Origin of the sequence: Actinokineospora spheciospongiae (assembly GCF_003182415.1) — a bacterium.
GTDB lineage: Bacteria > Actinomycetota > Actinomycetes > Mycobacteriales > Pseudonocardiaceae > Actinokineospora > Actinokineospora spheciospongiae.
On record NZ_QHCP01000004.1, the window covers coordinates 423,770 to 442,947 of the forward strand.

Below are 19,178 nucleotides of genomic sequence, written 5' to 3' on the forward strand. Positions count from 1 at the left end.
GCTCCTTTCGTCGGGGTGGACGGTAGGAGCGGCGGGGCCGGGTGATCGAGTCCCAGCGGGCCACACCGCGTTGGCCGGGTGGCACGTGCCGGGTGGCCACACCGCGTCGCGGGGCCTGCGACCGGCGGGTGGGTGGGCCGTAGCCTGGGCCGCATGGTCAGGGCGGTGTCAGCGGCGGTCTACGGGGTGGTGCTCGCGGCGGGGGTCTACTACGCCATGGTGCACGGGGACGCTGTGGACGTCCTCGGGTTCGGCGGGGTCATGCTCGTGCTGTTCGGGGTGTTGGCCGTGGGGCGGGAGTGGGACCCTCGGCTGTCGTTGGCGGTGGACGTCGTCCTGTTCGGGCTGGCCGCCGCCACGGACGGTTCGGGGTTGGCGAAGGCGCTGTTCGTGCTGACCCCGTTCGCCGCCCACCTGGCCTTCGGGCGCCGGGTCGGGTTGCTGGCGGGCGGGTTGTGCGTAGCGGGGATGGTCGCGGTCTTCCAGGTGGTCGAGCCGGGGTGGCTCGGGGAGGCCGAATACGTCAACGACCTGCTCATGTTCGCCGTCGGGCTCGTGCTGGCCCTTGCCATGGCTGAGACCGCGGCGGGGGAGGCGCGGGTCCGCGCGCGGCTGGAGGAGCAGGCGGCGCGGGTGGCGGAGCTGTCGGCCGCCGCGGAGCGGACCCGGATCGCCCGGGACCTGCACGACAGCCTCGGGCACCACCTGACCGCCGTGGCGGTGCAGTTGGAGCGGGCCGACGCCTTCCGGGAGCGCGACCCCGGGGTGGTGGTGGAGGCCGTCGCCGAGGCGCGCGCGTCGACGCGGAAGGCCCTGGAGGACGTCCGGCGGTCCGTGCGCCTCCTGCGGGCGGGCTTCCGCCTCGAACCGGCACTGCGCGAGCTGGTCGGGTCGACGACGGGTCCCGCGGTCGCGGTGGAGTTCCACGGGAATGAGGAAGGTGCCGACGAAACCGCGTTGACCACCCTCTACCGGGCCGCCCAGGAGGCCCTGACCAACGCCCGGCGACACGCCCGCGCGTCGGAGGTCCGCATCGCCGTGCACTTCGACCCCGCGTGGGCCCGGCTGGAGGTGGCCGACGACGGCCGGGGCACCGGCGGTCGCCGCGAGGGCCACGGGCTGTCCGGCATGCGGGAGCGGGCCGTGCTCGCGGGCGGCGACCTTGAGGTCAGCAGCACCGGGCACGGCACCACGGTGACGGTCGTGGTCCCCCGGAGGGCCGGGTGACGCGCGTGCTCGTGGTGGACGACCAGCGCCTGATCCGCGACGGCATCGCGTCGCTGCTGTCCATCCAGCCCGGCATCGAGGTCGTCGGCACCGCCGTCGACGGCCGCGACGCCGTCGACCGGGCCCTGGCCACCACCCCCGACGTGATCCTCATGGACGTGCGCATGCCCGTCCTCGACGGCGTCGGCGCGGTCACCATCCTCCGCGACCGCCTGCCCACCACCAGGATCATCATGCTCACCACCTTCGACGACGAGGAGTACGTGGTCCGAGCCCTCACGGCGGGCGCGGCGGGCTACCTCCTCAAAGACCTCCCCGCCCCCGACCTCGCCAACGCCGTCCGCCTCGCCCACGCCGGGGTCGCCCAACTCGACGCCACCATCGCCACCCGCCTCGCGAAGTCCCTCACGGCACCGAAAAGCCCACGGGCACCGCACACCCCACCCCTGACCGGGCGCGAACGGGACGTCCTGCGCCTCGTGGCAGGCGGCGCGACGAACAAGGAGATCGCCGGGCACCTCTACGTCAGCGAGGGCACGGTGAAGAACCACATCTCCCGCATCCTCACCCGCCTCAACCTGCGCGACCGCACCCAGGCGGCCGTGTACGCCCGCGACCACGGAATCATCTGAGGCGCATCGATCGCTCCGCCTGCGGTCGGGTGTGAACCCGTACCGCGATCACCGGAGCGGGATGTCCCGGCCGTGTTCGGCTTCGGGGCGGGGGCCGAACCAGCGGCGGTCGGCCTCGCCGATGGCCACGTCGTTGATACTGGCCTCGCGGCGGGACATCAGGCCGGTTTCGGTGAATTCCCACAGCTCGTTGCCGTAGCTGCGCCACCACTGACCCCGGTCGTCGTGCCACTCGTACTGGAACCGCACTGCGATCCGGTTGCCGCGGAAGCCCCACAGGCCCTTGCGCAGCGCGTAGTCCTGCTCGCGCTCCCACTTCGCGGTCAGGAACTCCACGATCGCTTCCCGCCCGGTGACGAAGGTGTCGCGGTTGCGCCACACCGAATCCGGTGTGTACGCGAGGGCCACCCGACCCGGGTCGCGCGTGTTCCACGCGTCCTCGGCGGCCTGGACCTTCCGCAGGGCGCCTTCCTCGTCAAAGGGCGGGAACGGGGGACGGGATTCAGACATGGCGGTGTTCCTGCTCAGCTCAGGGGCATCTAACGGTAAGAAGCTATACAATCCGTTAGAAGAGTAGGCGCGACGATCGACTGGTGTCAACGGGTGAACTGCGCCCCATCCGTTAGAAGGGCTAGGGTGAGGTGTGACCGCCGATCAGCTCACCCTGCCCCCGCTGCTGGGGCAGGCACCGCCGATCGACCTGGTGAACACCATCTGGGCGGACCGGCACGGCATCCACGACTCCCTCGCCACCCCCCGGGACGCCCGCCACTGGCTCACCGCACTGGCACCACAACCGCCCAACCCGGCAAACCTGTCCGACAACGGACTGGCCCGCCTCCGCGACCTGCGCAACGCCCTGCGGCGACTGGCCGCCGAGCGAACCGCCGACCCCCGCTCCCGGGCCGCGTCCGCGATGACCTCCCTCGACACCGCGCTCCACACGGTCAACCACAACGCCCGCACGGCCCACACCTGGCAAGCTCTCGAACTGACCGACGACGGCACCGTGACCGAGAGGACGCACACCTCCGGATCACCGGACGACCTTCTCCTGCGCGCCTTCGCCACCGAGGCCGTCACCCTCTTCGGCCGGTGGAACGACCTGGACCTGCGCGTCTGCCTCGCCCCCGGCTGCGTCCTCTACTTCCTCAAGGACCACCCGCGCCGAGAGTGGTGCTCAACCGCCTGCGGCAACCGCGCCCGCGCGGCCAGGCACTACGCCAGGCACAGCCGAACTGCCGCCACCGAATAGCCGCAGCAGGCCCGAGAGGACCACTTCGCCGTGAGCCGTCGCTGCCGGAGGGGCGTCGGGTCAGGTGGTCGATCGCGGGGGGACGTTGCGCAGGCGCTCAATGGTTTCGTCCATCCAGTCCACCCAGGTCTGGGACATCATCTCGCCTGCTCGGCGGACGGAGTCGACGATCAGGGGGTCGAGGTCGTCGCCGGTGTGGTGGGCGGTGGCGGCGGCGATCTGGTCGCGCAGTTCGGTGGCGAGACGGTCGCGGTCCTTGGCGTGCAGGTCGCGCAGCACCTGGAGTTGGGTGATGGTCTCCTGGGGTGGGCGGGCGCCGTAGAAGAAGAAGCGGACCATGAACGGGACGCGGACCGGGTCCAGGTCGGTGACCAGCTCGCCGGTCCAGGTCTCGAACGCCGTTCGGCCCGCGTCGGTCACCGAGTACACCCTGCGGTCGGGGCGGCCCTGTTGGGGTTCCACCTCGGACACCACCAGTTCGTCCTTCTCCAGTTGGCCCAGGGTGCGGTAGATCTGGCTGAGTTGGGCGGGCCAGACGAAGTTGATGCTGTTCCTGATGGCCGAGGCCAGGTCGTAGCCGGTCATCGGGTGGCGGAGCAGGAAGCCGAGCAGGGCGAACTTCAGCATCGGGTTCCTTCCGGCGGGCGCAGGCAGGAGGGTACCAATCGTCACCCGTCGTCCGCGTGCCGTGCGAACCAGCTTTCGAGCAGCGCGGTCACCTGCTCGGGGTGTTCGCGGTGCGGCCAGTGCCCGGCGTCGAGCCAGTGCACTTCGGACTCGTCGCAGCGGGCGGCGCTGGGGTCGACGAGGCGGGTGCTGAACGCGCCGTCGCGGTGGCCCCAGATGAGCTGGGTGGGCACGCGCACCGGGGTGTCGGGCTGGGCGCGGATCGAGGCGGGCAGTGACCGGAACATCGCCCGGTACCAGAACAGTGGCCGTTGGATCGCGCCCGGGTGGCGCCAGACGGCGCGGTGCTTGTCCAGGTCTGCCTCGCTCAGGTGGGCGCCGTGCCTGAGCATCGCCGCCAGGACCGCGCCGCCACGGGCGCCGAGGACCGCCTCGGCCAGGCCGGGGACCTGGAACACCGCCATGTACCAGCTCCGCGCCACCTGGGAGGGCATCCGCGTGAGGGCGCGGGCGAACACCCGAGGGTGCGGGCAGTTGACGACGGTCAACGACCGGAGCAGGTCGGGCCGCTCGATGGCCACCGCCCAGGCGACCGCGCCGCCCCAGTCGTGCCCGACCAGGTGCACCGGCGCCAGGCCCTGGCGCTCGATGAGCAGCACGATGTCCTTGACCAGCAGGGGCATCGCGTAGTCGGCGACCGCCGCGGGTTTGGACGACAGGCCGTAGCCGCGTTGGTCCGGCGCGACCACCCGGTGCCCGCGCCCGGCGAGCGCGGTCATCTGCTCGGCGAAGCTGAGCCACAGGTCGGGCCAGCCGTGCAGGAACAGCACCGGGGGACCGTCCTGCGGGCCCGCGGTCTCGACGTGCAGCAGGACGTCGTCGACGTCGACGAACTGGGGCTGGAACATCCGGTTCTCCTCGCTCGGGCGGGTTCAGGCGATGCCGAGGACGGCGGCGACCGTCGCCGACAGGGGACCGGGGTCGCGATCCCGCAGCGGGCGCAGGACCCGCCGGGCGATGCGCGGGGAGCCGAGCGACGACACCGGCCGGTGGAGGTTGAGCACGTCGTTGAACGCCGACGCCACCTCTGGGTCCACCGCCGCCGCCCGTTCCAGCCGGTCGCGGTAGCCCTGCCCGAGTCGCGTCGTCCACGGTGTGCGGACGCCTTCGGTGCGGCACCCGTGGCGGAGGTCTTCCCCGAGGGCGAGGCGCCAGGCCTCGGCGGACGTGGCGGCGACCGCTCGCGCCGCGCGGCGCTCGAACCCCGGCGCTCCGCCCCCGGTGGCCAGGACCCGGCCGAGTGCGATCGCCGAGAGCGCCGCCACGCTCATCCCCTGGCCGTAGACCGGGTTCGACGCGCAGGCCGCGTCGCCGAGCGCGACGACACCCCGTGGTGCCTCGCGCAGGCGGTCGTAGTGGCGGCGGGTGCTGCTGCGGACCCGGAAGGCGCGCACCGGGCCGACCGGGGTCGACCGGCGCAGCGCCTCGGCCACGACCGGCGCGGCCATCCGGTCGGCGAAGTCGCGCAGTCCTGCCGTGTCGGTCGGCATCGGCGGGCCACCGCCGACCGAGCCGAACGAGATGTGCAGCAGGCCGTGCTCGATGCGCAGCACCACCCCGCCCACCGACGAGCCGGACTCGGCCTGGCCACCGAGGACGGCCAGCCACTCGGGTTCGAACGACGGGTCCGGCTCGGTCACCACGCTGGCGTACCGGACGTCGGAGTGCACCACCGACACCGGCGGCGGCCGGTGCCCGACCCGCTCGAACCACCGCGGCAGCGACGAACCCCGGCCCGACGCGTCGACGACCAGGTCCGCGCCCAGGTCGCCGCCGGGTGTCCGCACCCCGGTGACCCGACTGCGGGTCCGATCGGTCACCAGCCCGAGGACCGCCGTCCCCTCCCGCACGACGACGTTCGGCAGTGCCCGCACCCGGCTGCGGACCGCGTGTTCGACGAGGACCCGGCTGGCGGCGAAGCCCGCGCTCCACCAGGAGGGTATCCGGATCGTCGTGCCGCCCCGGACGACGAACAGCGAACGGTCGCCCATCGCCGGATCACCCGAGCCCGGGGTGATCGCCCCCTCGGCGGCCAAGTCCGCGCTCAGCCCGGGGAACAGGCCGACCAGTGCCCGCCGACCGGAACCCAGGAGGCCGTGCGCGTGCTGCGACTGGGGCGTGGAGCGCCGGTGCCCAGGACCGTCCGGGAGTTCGTCCCGCTCGACCACGACCACCTCGTCGTAGTGCTCGGACAAGACCCGGGCGGCCACGAGACCTGCGATCCCGGCACCGAGCACCACGGCCCGGTCCTGCCTGTCATATGTCACGAATCATATATAACTTGTTTAATAGGTTGGGTCAACCCCGTGCGCTGCCCCTCGATCCGCGCACGAACGACCAGCGCCGCCACCGGAACTCCGGTGGCGGCGCTGGTCGGTTGAGGTATGGGGTTACCGGTGAACCGCGCCCCTGCGGCCGTACAGACCGGCTGCCAGGGCCACGCCCGCACCCGCCAGGGCGACCTGGAACACGATCTCGATCCAGTCGATGCCCCGGGTGTCGCCGACGCCGAGGGCGTTGGCCAGGAAGGTGCCGATGATGGCGGCCACGATGCCGATGCCGATGGTCAGCCAGATCGGGATGTGCTGCTTGCCCGGCACGACGAGCCTGCCGAGCGCCCCGATGATCAGACCGACGACCAGTGCGCTGATGATCCCTGAGACAGTCACGTCCACTCCTTCGACGACGTTCGCCTTGCCGGGGAAATACCCCGCCCGCCCGTCCCTCAATCGGCCCAACGCCGAATTCGCGGGCGATCACCATCACGCCGGTCCGCCCTGCGGGTGAGCGCGCAGGTGGGCGGTACGTTCGTGCGAGAGGGGAGCGGTGGAACCGATGTCGTCGCACGGTGGGCCGGGCGAACCGGTGAGGACCACCCGGGGCAGGCGCACGCAGGCCGAACGCCGCGCCGAGACCCGGCGGGGACTCGTGGCGGCGGCGATCGCGCTGTGGGCGGAACACCCGGTCGCGGACGTGTCGCTGGATCGGCTCGCCGCCGCCGCGGGCTGCACCCGTGGAGCCTTCCACGGCAACTTCGCGGACCGCGCCGAGTTCGTCGACACCGTGCTGGCGGCAATCGTCGCCGAGGCGGGGCGACGGCTCGCCGCCGCGGTCGCCGCGGCTCCCGACCCGCTCGCGGGGCTGACCGCCTACATCGTGGAGAGCGTCCGGTTCATCGCGGATGAACCAGCCAAGGCCTGCGCGCTGGCCGCCATCGTCCGGCACCGGGGGGCGGCGGGCGGCGTCGAGTACGCCGACCTGGCCCGCGACGGGTCGGTGGAACTCGTCGCCCTGCTCCGGGACGGGCAGCGGGCGGGCCTGGTGCGCGACCTGGACGTGGGGCTCGCGGCCGAGGTCATCCGGGTCGCGCTCGACACGCAGATCCGCTCCGGCCGGGTCACCGACGCGGCGGCGGCGGAGCGGGTCGGTGCGGAACTCGGCGCGTTCTTCGAGGCGGCGGTCCGTCGGTAACGCGGGAGACAAGTTATATACGACGTCGTATATTAATGCGCATGATCACCATCGGCGCACGTGAGCTGGCCGCCGCCGTCCGCGCGGGGACGGTCTCGGCGGCCGACCTCGTCCGCGACACACTCGCCTGGATCGACCGGGTGAACCCGACGGTCAACGCGATCACGCAGCGGGCCGAGGACGCCGTGGGGGAGGCTGAGGCGCTGGACGCCCGGCAGGCGCGCGGTGCGGACGTCGGCCCGCTGGCGGGGGTCCCGTTCACCGTCAAGGAGAGCATCGCCGTCGGCGGCCTGGCCACCACGCACGGCGCCCGGTTCCTCGCGCGCAACGTCGCCGCGCGGGACGCCCCACCGGTCGAGCGCCTGCGGCGGGCGGGCGCGGTGTTCGTCGGCCACACCAACATGCCGACGCTGACGATGGCGGGCATGCACTCGCGCAGCGAACTGTTCGGCAGCACGGCCAACCCGTGGCGCCCCGACCGCACGCCCGGCGGCTCCAGCGGTGGCGACGCCGCGGCCGTGGCCTCGGGCATGGCCGTGCTCGGCCTCGGCAACGACGCCGGGGGTTCGCTTCGGTTGCCCGCGAACTTCTGCGGCGTGGCCGCGTTGAAGCCCACGCCCGGCCGCTACCCGGCCGACCACCGGATCGGCTCGGACGAACCGTCCCTGGCCTCGCAACTCTTCCCGGTCGACGGCCCGATCGCCCGGACCGTCGACGACTTGGCCTTGGTCCACGAGGTGCTGTGCGGTCCGGACCCGCGGGACCCGCGCGCACTCCCCGTCCCCGCGCGGCTGGGGGACAGCCCACCCCAACCGGTGGCGCTGGTCCGCGACCCCGGCGGGGTCGGCACCAGCGCGGCGGTGTCAGCGGCCCTGGACCACGCCGCCGACGCGCTGGCCGCGGCGGGCCACGAGGTCACCGAGGTCGAGGCGCTGCCCGGCCTCGACGAGGCCCTGTCCGCCTACGGTGTGCTGGTCAACACCGAGTTCGGGCTCATCTGGGACCGCATCGCCACGGTCCTGTCCGAAGAGGACAGGAGCTACCAGCGGTTGGCGATGGACCGCAGACCCCCGGCGGCGCTCCCGGAGTACATCGCCGCGACCGCGTCGCTGATGGCGGTCCGGAAGGCGCTGGCGCGGTTCGGCGAGCAGTTCCCACTCGTGCTGGGCCCGGTGTACGACCGCCTCGCCCCACCGCCCGACCTGGAACGGGCCGACGCCGAGGCGAACGAGCGCTACGGCCGGGCCATGGCGCTGAACGTGGCGACCACCTTCGCCGGGCTCCCCGCCGTCGCGGTGCCCACGGGACTCGACGACGGACTGCCCGCGGGGGTGCAGATCATCGGCCGCGCGTACCGCGAGGACGACTGCCTCGCCGCGGCAGCGGTCGTCGAAGCGTCACGTGCCCCGCTCGTCCCGCCCCCGGTCGACGCGTGACCGGGGGATCAGACCCGCCTCGTACGCGATGACGGCGGCCTGGACCCGGTTGCGGACGTCCAGTCGGGTGAGGATGGTGCTGACGTAGACCTTCACGGTGCCCTCGACGACGTGGATGCGACGGGCGATCTCGGCGTTGGACAGCCCCGCGCCGACGAGGCCGAGCACCTGTCGTTCGCGGTCGGTCAACCCGGTGATCCGCTCGGTCGTGCGCAGGCGCGGGCCGCTGCCGGAGAGGTGGTCGACGACCCGCTTGGCGACCGGCGGGGACAGGAACGCGGCGCCCGCCGCGACCGCGCGCACCCCGGCGATGATGTCGTGCGGGTCGCCGGTCTTGAGCACGAACCCGCCGATGCCGTCGCCGAGGGCCCGGGAGATGTAGGAGTCGTCGGCGAAGGTGGTCAGGACCAGGGCCTCCGTGCCGGTGCCCAGCCCGCGGATCTCCGCTGCCGCGTCCAGCCCGGTGAGCCCGGGCATGCGGATGTCGAGCACGGCCACGTCCGGGCGGTGGGCCAGGACGACGTCCACGGCGGCGCGCCCGGTGTCGGCCTCGGCGACGACCTCGATGTCGTCCGCCGCGGCGAGGACCGCGCGGACCCCCATGCGGACGACCGCCTCGTCGTCGGCGAGGACAACCCGGATCATGCCCGCATCATCCCCGCCGGTCACGGGTCGCGGGTGAGCAGGGCCTTGTCCACCAGGCGCCCGCCCAGGAAGCACAGCCGGTAGAGGTCGTGCCGCCGCTGGTCGAACGGGTTCGGGTGCGTGCTGTAGTACCGGCAGGTCGCCCCGGCTCGCGGGGGCGGACCGGTGCCGGGGTCGTCGACGCGGGTCCGCGCGGGCAGCACGTCGGCCACCTCGGACTCGGCCTGCCCGGGGGAGAGGCGCTGGTAGTCGGTGGGGTGGAGCACGGAGGTCGCCGCGTCGAAGACGAGGTACCCGAGCGTGCTGACCACGACGGCCGCGGAGATGCAGGCGGTGAGCAGGACGGTGTGGCGGGCGCTGCGCCGCACCTGCCGTTCCGCGAGCCTGCGGTGCGCGTGGGTCACCGGGGCGCGGGTCGTGGTCGTGGTGACCGGCTTGGCCGGGAGGGAAGCGGTGACCTCGAACCCGCCGTCGGGGCGGGGGCGGGCGTCGAACCGGCCGCCGACGAGCACAACGCGCTCGGCGAGCCCGAGCAACCCCTGACCACTGCCCGCCGCGTCGGCCGGGGTCCGCTGGGCAGGCCCGTTGACGACCCGGACGTCGAGGCGGTCCGGGCGATGGCTCAGGTGGACTGCGACCGGTGCGCCGGGGGAGTGCTTGATCGCGTTGGTGATCGATTCGATGAGGACGCGGTGGACCGTGCGCGCGATCACCGGTTCCGGTTGCCCGGCACCACCGGTGACCAGGTCCACGAGCAGGCCGGACCGCCGCGCCCGGTCGACGACCTCCTCGGCGGACTCGACGGGTTCGTCCTGCTCGGCGTGCAGGAGGCGGACCGCGTCGGCCAACCGTTCCGCCGCCCTGGTGACGCCCGCGCGCGCCGCGTGGGCTGCGTCGCGGTGCTCCGCCGGGAGCGTGGGGGAGACTTCGAGCGCGCCGACGTGCAGTGCCGCCTGCGCCAGCTCGTGCCCGACCAGGTCGTGCATCTCCGCCGCGAGCCGCGCCCGTTCCCGCGTCCGCGCCTGTTCCGCCGCGCGGTCGGCGTCCCGCTCCCATTGCTCGGCGCGGTCCCACCCGGCCTCGACCATCTCCACGTACCGGCGCCGGTAACGGCCGGTGGACCACGGCACGACCGCGAGCACCGCCGTTCCGGCGGCGGACGCGATCGCCGTGTCGACCCCGCCCGTGACGACGAACGCCGCGGTGATCGCGCCCGCCGCGGCGAGGACCAGCACCACAACGCCCCGGTGGCCTGCCGAAGCGTGCCGACCGGCCAGGAAGCTCGTCGAGACGAGCCCGGCGGCCAGCACGACCGTTCCCAGGGTGCTGTCCACCTCGGCTCGGGAGAGGAAAGCGACCTGCCACGCGGCGATCGCCAGCAGCAGCGCCCCGACGGGCCGGTGCCGGACCAGCGGCACCACCACGGCGAGTACGACCAGGTACCCCGCCGCCTCCCACGGGGCCAGCCTGCCCGGCCAGGAGGTGACCGCCGCCCAGGCGACCGGCAGGGCCGTGCACCCCCACAGGCTCACCGCGCGCACGATCGGCATCATCCCCGGCCACTCATCCCTGTGCTCTCGGCAGTGTGATCGTCGGTGCATCATCCCAGGGCAGGCCCTGTGGACCGCGGCCCAACAGCACGGCCCCGCCTGGGTGTGCGCGGAGGCGGGCGATCACCGGGGTCACCGCGCGTGCGGACAACGGCAGGACCGCCGCGATCGCCACGCCGATCAGCAGACCCGCCAGCACGTCGTGGGGGTAGTGCACCCCGACGAACATCCGGGACCCGGCGGTCAGCAGGGCCGCGCCGAACGCGAGGCAGCCGAGGGGCAGGCTCGACCACAGGATCGCGACCGCGGCGGCACCGGCGATCGTCGCGTGGTTGCTGGGGAAGGACCAGTCGCCGAACTCCGGGCAGGCCACGATCGTGGCGACCTCCCCGAACACCCGGCACGGGCGATCTTCCTGCCAGAGGTCCTTGATCACCTCGCTCACCGCGTAGGCGAGGACGGTCACCACCGGGGCCAGGACCGCCCGCGCCACACCCGCCGCGGAACCACGCCGCGCCCGCCACCACAGCACCACGAACACCACCGCGAACACCCCGGCGACCGCCTCGGTGGCGATCGCACCGGCCACCCGCACGACCCCCGGACTCCCCGCCCCCAGACCGGCGACGTCGAGGTACCACTCCGCACTGATGTCGGGAACCCCGACCACGCCACTCGGCTCTTCGCTTCCGACGAACTCCAGCATGGAACCGACGCTAGGGAGATCCGCGACCTCGGGCCTCAGCCGGAAGCCATCGACCCACCTTGTCTTTCGACAGGGTCGGCGGCCTGCCGGGTGCTCAGCGCGGGAGCTGCCCCGGCGCGACGTCGAGGTGGTCCCAGAGGCGGGTGTCGGTGGTCAGGGCGAGCAGCAGGGTCTCCAGCCCGCGCAGGGCGCTGTCGTCGAGCGGGGTGCTCCAGTCGGGGGCGGCGCTGATGCCGTCGGCGGCGGCGACGACCAGGGCGGTGATGTGGTCGGGGAGGCCGTCGGCGCGCAGGTCGTCGCGCCAGCGGCGGGCGTCGGCTCGGGCGATCTCGGCGACCTCGGGGATGGTGGACAGGTGGCCGATGAGGGGTTGGAGTTCGTGCACGGCCACGTCGTCGCGGGCGAAGTCCGCGCAGACGCGGACGTAGGCGCGGGTGAGCGCGCCGGGGGCGGTGTCGGCCGGGTTGACCGCGGCGGTGACGTCGGCGCGGAAGCCGGCGAGGAGGTCCTCGGCGAGGGCGCGCACGAGTTCGTCCTTGGAGGCGAAGTGGTGCAGCAGCCCGCCCTTGGACACCCCCGCCTGCCTGGCGATGTCGTCCAGGCTGGCGGAGACGCCGCGGGCGCGGACGGCCGCGCCCGCGGCGTCCAGGAGCGCGCGGCGGGTGTCCTCGGCGCTGCGCCCGGCTTTGCGCGGCATGTGCGTCACTCCTCGCCCTGGTCGGTCGTGGTCGGGGTCTTCCTACCGGAGGGGATGGTGCGCCAGGCGACGAGGGCGGCCACGGCGGTGATGACGGCGGCCAGCACGGAGGTGACCTGCATGGCGGCGGTGAACGCCTCCCGCGCCGCGGTGGCCGCGCCGGAACCGGGCTCGACGGCGTGCAGGGCGGAGGCCAGGGAGTCCACCACGGCGGCGCGCACCGGGTCGGGCAGGTCGGCGGGCAGCTCCAGGGCCGACCGGTAGGCCAGGGTCACGCCGGAGCCGAGCAGGGCGATGCCCAGGACCGCGCCGAGTTCGTACGCGGTCTCGGCGATCGCCGACGCCGCCCCGGCCCGCCGGGGCGGCACGGCGGAGACCACGGCGTCGGTCGTCAGCGTCATCGCGACCCCGATGCCCAGGCCCACCGGGACCAGGGCCAGGCCCAACCACAGGTAGCGGTCGGAACCCTCGGCGACGGCGACCAGGCCCAGGCCGACGGCGGCCGCGGCGAGCCCGGCGCCCACGGCCCGCCCGGTCCCCAGGCGGGCCACGAGCACACCGACGACCCCGGCCGCCAGGACGGCCGCCGCGGTGGTGGGCACCTCGGCCAGGCCCGCCGTCAGTGGGCCCATGCCCCGGACCAGTTGCAGGTACTGGGAGAAGAAGAACAGCAGCCCGCTGAGCGCGAAGATCGCGATGACGTTGGCGAACACCGCCCCGCTGAACGCCTTGTCGGCGAACAGGCCCACGTCGATCAACGGCGTGTCCAGGCGGCGCTGCCTGCGCACGAACACCACCCCGGCGACGACGCCCACCGCGGTGGCGAGCAGGGTCGCCCCGTCCACACCGGAGCCGACGGCGTGCTTGACCGCCCAGACCAGCGGCACGACCGCGGCCAGCGACAGCGCCGCGGACAGCAGGTCGAAGCGGCCGGGCCGGGGGTTGCGCGACTCGGGCAGCAGGAACGCGCCCGCGACGAGGAACACCACCACGATCGGCACGTTGATCAGGAACACCGAGCCCCACCAGAAGTGCTCCAGCAGCGCCCCGCCCAGCAGCGGCCCCACGGCCATGCCGCCGCCGGAGGCCGCCGACCAGATCGCGATGGCCCTGGTGCGCTCGCGGTCGTCGGGGAACAGGTCGCGGATGATGGACAGGGTCGAGGGCATGATCGTCGCCCCGGCCACGCCCAGCAGCAGCCGCGCGGCGATGAGCGTCCCCGCGTCGGGGGCGAACGCGGCCAGGGCGGAGGCGGCCCCGAAGGCGGCGGTGCCCGCCAGCAGCACCCGCTTGCGCCCCAGCCGGTCGGCCAGGGTGCCGGTGGTGATCAGCAGTCCCGCCAGTGCGAGCCCGTAGACGTCGCCGATCCACAGGACCTGGTCGGCGCTGGGCGCCAGGTCCGCCACCAGCGACGGCACGGCCAGGTACAGGACGGTGCCGTCCACGGCCAGCAGCAGCATGGCCCCGACCAACACGCCCAACGCGGCCCACCGCCGGTCCGGTGCCTGTGGCGGCTGCGCCGCGTGGACGGTGTGGTTCTGGGTCATGCCGTTACTATACCGTCTGGACGGTATAGTAATCGTGGGGGTGGTGAACGATGGGTGTGGGCCGAGTTGCCCCGCCCGAAGCCGACCCGGTCAGACCTCGCCGAACAGGTGGGTGCCGGGGGCGTCGGCGTCGTTTCCGACCCAGAACTCCACCCAGTGGTGGATGAACTCCGGCTTCGAGATCGACCCGTCGCCGTCCTCGTCCAGCGTGTCGACCAGGGCCGGCGACGGTCGATGGCACCGGTTCACCCATGGCGGCGACATGCCCCGCCGCCGTCGGGCAACCCGGTGCCCGGCAGCTCGCCTGGGCCGGGTCGTGGGAGGGCACCACGGACCTCGGGCTGGGTGTCCGCGCGCGGTTGCCGTTCCGGGTGTTCACCCTGCCCGGCCACGTCGTCGTGGACGTCGCCCACCGGTGGTGAGGTGCGGCGGGGCCGCCCGGTCGGGCGGCCCCGCGCGCAGGCCCGCCGGTGCCATCGGGTGGCCGGTCCGGTGCGTCAGACCGGTTGCAGCGGGGTGTGCGGGGTGGCGGGCACCTGGACGCGGATGGTGTCGCCGGGGCGCACCCGGCCGCCGACCAGGACCACGGACATGATCCCCGCCTTGCGCACGACGTTGCCCCGCTCGTCGCGCCCGACCACGTGGCGGAGCAGGCCGTCCTGGAAGGCGTCGATCTGCGGGCAGGGGTTGCGCAGGCCGGTCACCTCGACGACGGCCTCCTCGCCCAGGTGCAGGAGGGTGCCGGTGGGCAGGCCCAGCAGGTCGACGCCGCGGGTGGTGACGTTCTCGCCGAGTTGGCCCGCGGCCACGGGGAAGCCGAGGGCGGCCAGCTCGTCGTGCAGCTCCGCGTGCATCAGGTGCACCTGCCGCAGGTTGGGCTGGGTGGGGTCGCGGCGCACCCGCGACCGGTGCTTGACCAGTTCCCCGGCGTGGGCGTCGCCCTCGACGCCGAGGTGGGCCAGCAGGGTGATGCCCTCCTCGGTCGGCTTGGTGAACGAGTGCCTGCCACTGCGGCTCACTGCCTCGACGGTGCCCATGACCCGAACCGTACCGACGGAACCGGGGGTGCGGGCGTGTTCGCCGCGCCACAGCACGTCCGGCACCGCCGGAAACCCGACGGGGAACGGTGCTTACGTTTCCGGTCCGGGCGGCGATGGTGATCAGGACAGTCGCTCGTGGAGAGCGGCCCCGAGCGATGACGAGGGCATACCGGTGGAACCCGACTTCTGGTTCGACTCCTGGCGTGAAGGTGGCACCAAGACCAGCTTCCACGTCCCCGCCGTGCACCCGCACGCCCGCTGGCTGGCCGAGACCGGTCTGCTGGCGGACGCGCGGGTGCTGGTGCCGCTGTGCGGCAAGACGGTGGATCTGCTGTTCTTCGCCGAGCACGCCCGCGAGGTGGTGGGTGTGGAGCTGGTGGCGACGGCGGTCGAGCAGTTCTTCGCCGAGAACGGGCTGATCCCGGTCGAGGAGTCGCCCGGGGTGTTCCGCGCGGGCAACGTCGTGCTGCGCAACCAGGACCTCTTCGCGCTGAGCACCGAGGAGGTCGGCCCGGTCGACGTGGTGTTCGACCGGGCCTCGCTCATCGCGTTCCCGCCCGACATGCGCACCCGCTACGTCGAGGCGGTCACCCGGCTCGTGCGGCCGGGGGCGGCGTGGTTCCTCAACACCCTGGAGTACGCGCCGCTGCTGCCCTCGCCCCCGTTCTCCGTCGGCCTGCCCGAGGTGGCGGAGCGGTTCGGTGGCTCCTTCGCCGTGGAGCAGGTGTTCGCCGAGCCCAAACCGGAGCACCGGATGGCGCAGAAGTTCGGCCTCACTTCGTTCCAGGAGAACGGGTTCCTGCTGCGCCACCAGCCCCGGCACAGCGACACCGACCGCACCGGGGTGCCCCTGGCGGCGGCGGACTGCGTCAGCGCGTAGGCGACCGCGCGGTCGTCAGGACTCGACGTCCACCAGGACCTTGCCGACGGCGCCCGCCTCGACGGCGCGGTGGGCGTCGGCGGTGCGGTCGAGGGGGAAGCGGACCAGCGGCAGGCCGTGTTCCTCGCCGACCGGCAGCGCGCCGTCGCCGACCGCGGCGGCGACGTCCTCGGCGCCCGCGGTGAGCGCCTGCTGCCCGACGGTGTAGAGGACCAGGAACTGGAAGCGGGTGTTGAGCATCATGTTCTGGCGGACGTCGAGCCCCACCGGCTTGTCACCGTCGTTGGCGTAGGTCGAGATCGTTCCCCGGGTGCGCAGGACGGCCAGGTCGAGGTCGAGGTTCGCCCCCAGCGCCACTTCGGCGACGAGGTCGACCCCGTCCGGGGCGAGGGAGCGAATCCGCGCGGCGGGGTCGCCCTCCCGGTAGTTGACGACGTGGTGGGCGCCCGCCGCGGTGGCCAGCCGGGCCTTCTCCGGGCCGCTGACGGTGCTGATCACCGTGGCCCCCGCCCACCGGGCGAGCTGGATCACCGCGTGGCCGACGGCCCCGGCCCCGCCCGCGGCGAGCACCACCCTGCCGTCGAGCGCGCCGGGGTGCAGGCGGGTCGGCCCGTCCTCGGCCACGGTGAGGGCGCGGTGCGCGGTGAGGGCGGGGACGCCGAGCGAGGCACCGAGGTCGAACCCGGCGCCGTCGGGCAGCGGCACCGCCGCCTCGGCGGGCACCACGGTGAACTCGGCGGCGGTCCCGGTGGGGCGACCGGCGGTGGCCATGAACAGCCACACGCGCTGCCCGACCCGCCCCCCGTCGACCCCCGCGCCGACGGCGTCGACCACCCCCGCGCCGTCGAGGTGCGGGGTGACCTCGGGGAACGCCTTCGGGTTGGTGGCGCCGGAGCGGGTCTTCCAGTCGGTCGGGTTGACCCCCGACACCGCGACCCGGACCCGGACCTCGCCGGGACCCGGCTCGGGGAGGTCGCGGTCGACCAGTTCCAGGACCTCGGGGCCGCCGTGGTCGCGGTAGACGATCGCCTTCATGATCCGCCCTTCTCGGTTGCTGCTCTCATCGGGTCGAACAAGGGCCACCTTTCGTTTATTCATCCGGTCCGGCGATCCTGCCGGGCTGGCGGTATTGCCACGGGGCGTTGGTGTGGATCATCGGTCTGTCCTGGAGCCCTCCCACCGACGAGAGGCGTGATCTGCTGTGACCGCGGAAGCCGAGATCCCGGCCCTGCCCACGGGGCGGCCGAACGGGTGCCCCTTCGACCCGCCCGAGCTCTACACGCGCCTGCGGGAGGACGACCCGGTGGCGAAGGTCCGCTGCCCCGGCGGCATGGACGCCTGGCTGGTCACCCGGTACGGCGACGTGCGGGCGCTGCTCGCCGACCGGTCGATGAGTTCGCGCGGTGGCGCCTCGGTGCACGTCAACGCGGGTGGTGACCCGAACGAGGAACCCCCGCCCGGCTCGATCATCCAGCTCGACGGCGAGGCGCACTCCCGCGTGCGGCGGCTGGTGGTCGCCGAGTTCACCGTGCGGCGGGTGGAGACCATGCGCGCCTACGTCCAGCGGCTCGTCGAGGACCACATCGACGCCATGCTGGCCAAGGACGGGCCGGTCGACCTGGTGGAGGACTTCGCGCTGCCGATCCCGTCGCTGGTGATCTGCGAACTCCTCGGCGTCCCGTACGCCGACCGCGGCCGGTTCCAGACCCAGAGCACGGTCCTGGTCAGCACCGACATGACGCTGGAGGAGGGCCAACAGGCGTTCGGTGAGCTGGCGGGCTACCTCGGCACCCTGTTCGAGGGCAAGGTCCGCGACCCCCAGGACGACCTGATCAGCAGGATCATCGCCAGGGCCGAGGCCGCGGGCGACCCCCTGACCATGCCGGAGCTGATCATCCTCGGCCTCAGCCTGCTCGTCGCGGGCCACGAGACGACGGCCAACATGATCGCGCTGAGCACCCTGGCCCTCCTGGACCACCCGGAAGAGCGCGACACCGTCCTCGCCGAACCGGAGAACGCCATCGAGGAACTGCTCCGCTACCTGTCCGTGGTCCAGTTCGGCGTCCTGCGCTACGCCACCGAGGACGTCCGCGTCGGCGACCGGGCGGTCAAGGCGGGCGAGTGGCTCGTCGCCGCCCTCAACTCCGCCAACCGCGACGAAGCCCAGTTCACCGCCGCCGACAAGCTCGACTTCCACCGCGAGGCCCCGCGCAAGCACATCGCCTTCGGCTTCGGCACCCACCAGTGCGTCGGCCAGCAGTTGGCGCGGGTGGAGTTGCAGGAGGCCCTGACGCGGCTGTTCCGCCGCATCCCCGACCTGCGCCTGGCGGTTCCGCGCGAGTCGGTGCGCTACAAGGACAACACCCTGGTCTACGGCGTCCGCGAGCTGCCGATCACCTGGGGCTGACCGACCCGCGCGGGGCTACGCGATCGCGGTCAGGGCGCGGGTCCTGCGGCGGACGCGCCACAGGGCGGTGAGGGTGCCCGAGAGGAGGAGCAGCGCGCCCAGGGCCGTCCAGGGCACGGCCCAGACGGTGGTCTCGGCTGTGGCCGGGTCCACCGCCCCCGCGAGCGGCTGGCCGGCCGAGGTGACGGGCTCCGCCTCGACGTGGGCGGTCAGCGGTCCCAGGGGCCAGACACCGGTGAGGGTCCTGGTGAGGGTGACGGCGTTGCCGGGGAGCAGTTCCGGCAGGGTGTCACCGGTCCAGGAGACCTCGGTGAGGCCGAAGGGGCCGTGGACGCGGACCGAGGGGCGGACGGCCACGCGGATGTTGCCGTCGTTGACCGCGGTCCAGGTGACGTCGACCTCGCCGGGGCCCGCCGGGTTGAGGGTGCCCCGGTAGGCGGCTGCGGGTGGGTCGATGCGCAGCGCGGGGGTCACGGGGCCCGCGACGCGGGCGTAGAGGCGGGCGCCGACGCGGCGTTCCACCCGCACCTGGCCCCCGGTGGTCACGGCGGCGACCAGGCCGCCGACGTGGTCGCCGGGTTCGGCGTCGTCGGGGACGGTCAGGCTGAACGGGACGACGGCCGTGGAGCGCGGTGCCACCACGACCTGCTGCCGGGTGAGGGTGACCCAGGCGCCGAGGGTGGGGGAGTGCTCGTCGCGGGCGAGGAGGTCGAAGCCGCCGCTGTCGGTGTTGACCGCGTCCGCCGCGTACAGGTCGACGGTCAGCTCACCCCCGCCCAGGTTGCGGACGGCGAGGTGGTCGTCGTAGCGCATCCCGGGTTCGACGGTGTACTCGAACCTCGGGCGGGCGTCCGGCCCCTCGGCGCGCGCCGGGGTCACCGACCAGGTGAGGCGCTCGGGCTGCGCGGCGGCGGGGGCGGCGGGGGCGAGCGCGAGTGCGGCGACCAGTGCGCACAGGGCGGGCAGGGTTCTCAAAGGGGGTGCTCCGGCTGCGGAAG

At 73.6% G+C, this 19,178-nt stretch carries 22 protein-coding genes; 8 read left to right on the forward strand and 14 right to left on the reverse strand.

The features are described 5' to 3' along the window. Positions 1–153 precede the first annotated feature (153 nt). Together DFQ13_RS12915 and DFQ13_RS12920 are read left to right on the forward strand one after the other, a co-directional pair. Positions 154–1,227 (forward strand): sensor histidine kinase, encoded by a 1,074-nt coding sequence (locus DFQ13_RS12915; RefSeq protein ID WP_110079967.1) that lies wholly within the window; start codon positions 154–156, stop codon positions 1,225–1,227. Further along, positions 1,224–1,859, forward strand: coding sequence for a response regulator (locus DFQ13_RS12920; protein ID WP_035282628.1), 636 nt, complete (start codon positions 1,224–1,226; stop codon positions 1,857–1,859). Before DFQ13_RS12915 ends, DFQ13_RS12920 begins: the two co-directional genes overlap by 4 nt. Before the next feature lie 48 nt (positions 1,860–1,907). On the opposite strand, the gene DFQ13_RS12925 is transcribed toward DFQ13_RS12920, so the two are convergent. Then, positions 1,908–2,369: a nuclear transport factor 2 family protein gene (locus DFQ13_RS12925; protein WP_110079968.1), complete on the reverse strand. Its 462-nt coding sequence runs from the start codon at positions 2,367–2,369 to the stop codon at positions 1,908–1,910. 133 nt (positions 2,370–2,502) lie between these two features. On the opposite strand from DFQ13_RS12925, the gene DFQ13_RS12930 reads away from it, so the two are divergent. Next, positions 2,503–3,114 carry an ABATE domain-containing protein gene (locus DFQ13_RS12930; protein ID WP_110079969.1) on the forward strand — a complete coding sequence of 204 codons (612 nt, stop codon included), beginning with the start codon at positions 2,503–2,505 and terminating at the stop codon, positions 3,112–3,114. A 60-nt stretch (positions 3,115–3,174) separates the two neighbouring features. Here DFQ13_RS12930 and DFQ13_RS12935 read toward each other — a convergent pair whose 3' ends face one another. The 4 genes from DFQ13_RS12935 to DFQ13_RS12950 all read right to left on the reverse strand — a co-directional run bounded on the left by DFQ13_RS12935 (position 3,175) and on the right by DFQ13_RS12950 (position 6,470). Continuing rightward, entirely contained in the window at positions 3,175–3,741 is a 567-nt protein-coding gene (locus tag DFQ13_RS12935; protein ID WP_110079970.1) for a PadR family transcriptional regulator, read from the reverse strand. Between the two features lie 41 nt (positions 3,742–3,782). Next, positions 3,783–4,649 carry an alpha/beta fold hydrolase gene (locus DFQ13_RS12940; RefSeq protein ID WP_110079971.1) on the reverse strand — a complete coding sequence of 289 codons (867 nt, stop codon included), beginning with the start codon at positions 4,647–4,649 and terminating at the stop codon, positions 3,783–3,785. A 24-nt stretch (positions 4,650–4,673) separates the two neighbouring features. Continuing rightward, positions 4,674–6,068, reverse strand: coding sequence for an NAD(P)/FAD-dependent oxidoreductase (locus DFQ13_RS12945; RefSeq protein WP_110079972.1), 1,395 nt, complete (start codon positions 6,066–6,068; stop codon positions 4,674–4,676). A gap of 123 nt (positions 6,069–6,191) precedes the next feature. After that, positions 6,192–6,470, reverse strand: coding sequence for a GlsB/YeaQ/YmgE family stress response membrane protein (locus DFQ13_RS12950; RefSeq protein WP_035282621.1), 279 nt, complete (start codon positions 6,468–6,470; stop codon positions 6,192–6,194). A gap of 196 nt (positions 6,471–6,666) precedes the next feature. Between DFQ13_RS12950 and DFQ13_RS12955 the strand changes: the two genes are divergently transcribed. Then, positions 6,667–7,272, forward strand: coding sequence for a TetR/AcrR family transcriptional regulator (locus DFQ13_RS12955; RefSeq protein WP_181399953.1), 606 nt, complete (start codon positions 6,667–6,669; stop codon positions 7,270–7,272). Positions 7,273–7,313: 41 nt separating this feature from the next. Beyond that, positions 7,314–8,708 carry an amidase gene (locus tag DFQ13_RS12960; RefSeq protein ID WP_219994399.1) on the forward strand — a complete coding sequence of 465 codons (1,395 nt, stop codon included), beginning with the start codon at positions 7,314–7,316 and terminating at the stop codon, positions 8,706–8,708. Here DFQ13_RS12960 and DFQ13_RS12965 read toward each other — a convergent pair. The 6 genes from DFQ13_RS12965 to DFQ13_RS12990 all read right to left on the reverse strand — a co-directional run bounded on the left by DFQ13_RS12965 (position 8,670) and on the right by DFQ13_RS12990 (position 14,102). Next, positions 8,670–9,353: a response regulator transcription factor gene (locus tag DFQ13_RS12965; RefSeq protein ID WP_110079975.1), complete on the reverse strand. Its 684-nt coding sequence runs from the start codon at positions 9,351–9,353 to the stop codon at positions 8,670–8,672. The two genes, DFQ13_RS12960 and DFQ13_RS12965, sit on opposite strands and share 39 nt — an antisense overlap. A gap of 20 nt (positions 9,354–9,373) precedes the next feature. Next, positions 9,374–10,894 (reverse strand): sensor histidine kinase, encoded by a 1,521-nt coding sequence (locus DFQ13_RS12970; RefSeq protein WP_181399954.1) that lies wholly within the window; start codon positions 10,892–10,894, stop codon positions 9,374–9,376. 22 nt (positions 10,895–10,916) lie between these two features. Continuing rightward, positions 10,917–11,609 carry a phosphatase PAP2 family protein gene (locus tag DFQ13_RS12975; protein ID WP_110079977.1) on the reverse strand — a complete coding sequence of 231 codons (693 nt, stop codon included), beginning with the start codon at positions 11,607–11,609 and terminating at the stop codon, positions 10,917–10,919. Between the two features lie 94 nt (positions 11,610–11,703). After that, positions 11,704–12,306 (reverse strand): TetR/AcrR family transcriptional regulator, encoded by a 603-nt coding sequence (locus DFQ13_RS12980; protein ID WP_110079978.1) that lies wholly within the window; start codon positions 12,304–12,306, stop codon positions 11,704–11,706. 5 nt (positions 12,307–12,311) lie between these two features. Then, a complete protein-coding gene (locus DFQ13_RS12985; RefSeq protein ID WP_110079979.1) occupies positions 12,312–13,853 on the reverse strand; it encodes an MFS transporter in 1,542 nt (513 codons plus the stop codon). A gap of 90 nt (positions 13,854–13,943) precedes the next feature. Continuing rightward, positions 13,944–14,102: a hypothetical protein gene (locus tag DFQ13_RS12990; protein WP_181399955.1), complete on the reverse strand. Its 159-nt coding sequence runs from the start codon at positions 14,100–14,102 to the stop codon at positions 13,944–13,946. Positions 14,103–14,104: 2 nt separating this feature from the next. On the opposite strand from DFQ13_RS12990, the gene DFQ13_RS33810 reads away from it, so the two are divergent. Beyond that, positions 14,105–14,275 (forward strand): AMIN-like domain-containing (lipo)protein, encoded by a 171-nt coding sequence (locus DFQ13_RS33810; protein ID WP_181399981.1) that lies wholly within the window; start codon positions 14,105–14,107, stop codon positions 14,273–14,275. Positions 14,276–14,350: 75 nt separating this feature from the next. Here DFQ13_RS33810 and DFQ13_RS12995 read toward each other — a convergent pair whose 3' ends face one another. Next, positions 14,351–14,890, reverse strand: coding sequence for an MOSC domain-containing protein (locus DFQ13_RS12995; protein WP_110080154.1), 540 nt, complete (start codon positions 14,888–14,890; stop codon positions 14,351–14,353). A gap of 175 nt (positions 14,891–15,065) precedes the next feature. On the opposite strand from DFQ13_RS12995, the gene DFQ13_RS13000 reads away from it, so the two are divergent. Continuing rightward, positions 15,066–15,773 carry a class I SAM-dependent methyltransferase gene (locus DFQ13_RS13000; protein ID WP_063936018.1) on the forward strand — a complete coding sequence of 236 codons (708 nt, stop codon included), beginning with the start codon at positions 15,066–15,068 and terminating at the stop codon, positions 15,771–15,773. Positions 15,774–15,788: 15 nt separating this feature from the next. Here the strand turns inward: DFQ13_RS13000 and DFQ13_RS13005 are convergent, their stop codons facing one another. After that, positions 15,789–16,808, reverse strand: coding sequence for an NADPH:quinone reductase (locus tag DFQ13_RS13005; protein WP_035287569.1), 1,020 nt, complete (start codon positions 16,806–16,808; stop codon positions 15,789–15,791). A 166-nt stretch (positions 16,809–16,974) separates the two neighbouring features. Here DFQ13_RS13005 and DFQ13_RS13010 point away from each other — a divergent pair, with 166 nt between their 5' ends. Then, on the forward strand, positions 16,975–18,180 hold the full coding sequence (locus tag DFQ13_RS13010; protein ID WP_110079980.1) for a cytochrome P450: 1,206 nt from the start codon (positions 16,975–16,977) through the stop codon (positions 18,178–18,180). A gap of 15 nt (positions 18,181–18,195) precedes the next feature. Here the strand turns inward: DFQ13_RS13010 and DFQ13_RS13015 are convergent, their stop codons facing one another. Continuing rightward, a complete protein-coding gene (locus DFQ13_RS13015) occupies positions 18,196–19,155 on the reverse strand; it encodes a WxL protein peptidoglycan domain-containing protein (RefSeq protein WP_110079981.1) in 960 nt (319 codons plus the stop codon). Between the last annotated feature and the right edge of the window lie 23 nt (positions 19,156–19,178).

Coding starts and splice junctions, on each gene's coding strand:
- DFQ13_RS12965 (WP_110079975.1), bottom strand. CDS start 9,353: ATGATCCGGGTTGTCCTCGCCGACGACGAGGCGGTCGTCCGCATGGGG.
- DFQ13_RS12935 (WP_110079970.1), bottom strand. CDS start 3,741: ATGCTGAAGTTCGCCCTGCTCGGCTTCCTGCTCCGCCACCCGATGACC.
- DFQ13_RS33810 (WP_181399981.1), top strand. CDS start 14,105: ATGGCGGCGACATGCCCCGCCGCCGTCGGGCAACCCGGTGCCCGGCAG.
- DFQ13_RS12915 (WP_110079967.1), top strand. CDS start 154: ATGGTCAGGGCGGTGTCAGCGGCGGTCTACGGGGTGGTGCTCGCGGCG.
- DFQ13_RS12985 (WP_110079979.1), bottom strand. CDS start 13,853: ATGACCCAGAACCACACCGTCCACGCGGCGCAGCCGCCACAGGCACCG.
- DFQ13_RS12940 (WP_110079971.1), bottom strand. CDS start 4,649: ATGTTCCAGCCCCAGTTCGTCGACGTCGACGACGTCCTGCTGCACGTC.
- DFQ13_RS12995 (WP_110080154.1), bottom strand. CDS start 14,890: ATGGGCACCGTCGAGGCAGTGAGCCGCAGTGGCAGGCACTCGTTCACC.
- DFQ13_RS12925 (WP_110079968.1), bottom strand. CDS start 2,369: ATGTCTGAATCCCGTCCCCCGTTCCCGCCCTTTGACGAGGAAGGCGCC.
- DFQ13_RS12980 (WP_110079978.1), bottom strand. CDS start 12,306: ATGCCGCGCAAAGCCGGGCGCAGCGCCGAGGACACCCGCCGCGCGCTC.
- DFQ13_RS13005 (WP_035287569.1), bottom strand. CDS start 16,808: ATGAAGGCGATCGTCTACCGCGACCACGGCGGCCCCGAGGTCCTGGAA.
- DFQ13_RS12975 (WP_110079977.1), bottom strand. CDS start 11,609: ATGCTGGAGTTCGTCGGAAGCGAAGAGCCGAGTGGCGTGGTCGGGGTT.
- DFQ13_RS12960 (WP_219994399.1), top strand. CDS start 7,314: ATGATCACCATCGGCGCACGTGAGCTGGCCGCCGCCGTCCGCGCGGGG.